General features: G+C 40.7%; 1 protein-coding gene. It reads right to left on the bottom strand.

What is annotated here, in order from left to right:
- Positions 1–342: 342 nt before the first annotated feature.
- Positions 343–523, bottom strand: a 181-nt coding sequence (locus tag AC5JMF_RS30490) for a hypothetical protein (RefSeq protein ID WP_495799449.1), incomplete at its 5' end; no start/stop codon positions are given.

Here is a 523-nt window from a genome sequence, read left to right as displayed (position 1 = left end):
CACTTCAGCTACGCTCAGCACCAGCTCAGTGACCAAGGGTAAGGATAAGATCTACATACAATCTTCTCCCTACTCCCCACTCCCTACTCCCCACTCCTAAATTTTGAGATTTCTGAGAAAAGTTGTGTCAGATTGTTAAAATTCTGATATTCATAGTATTTAATAGCTTTGTGTAAAAGACCTGACTCACTTAAGTGGATCGGGCAAAAACCCCACTTAATGTGGTAAGTTAAGAATCATTAAGTTACCAAAAGCTAGATTACTAGTTAATGGTACGGGTAACGACATAACCTGAGAAATACCGACTTAACTAAGCGGCAGTCTCTCAGAATATCAGATGTATTAACGCATTTGATCAAAATATGTCAAAAAAAACGTTAATTCCTCACGAGTCGGTGCTGTTTCACCGCAGCGCAGCCTCAAAAACGTTGCAATTTTAGTAAAAAAGAGGATTTTAGTTCGATGACGATCGCAGTTGGACGCGCCCCAAGTAGCAGAGGGTGGTTTGACGTAGTAGATGACT

This window comes from Desmonostoc vinosum (assembly GCF_059505385.1).
This window is presented reverse-complemented; position numbering and strand designations above follow the sequence as displayed.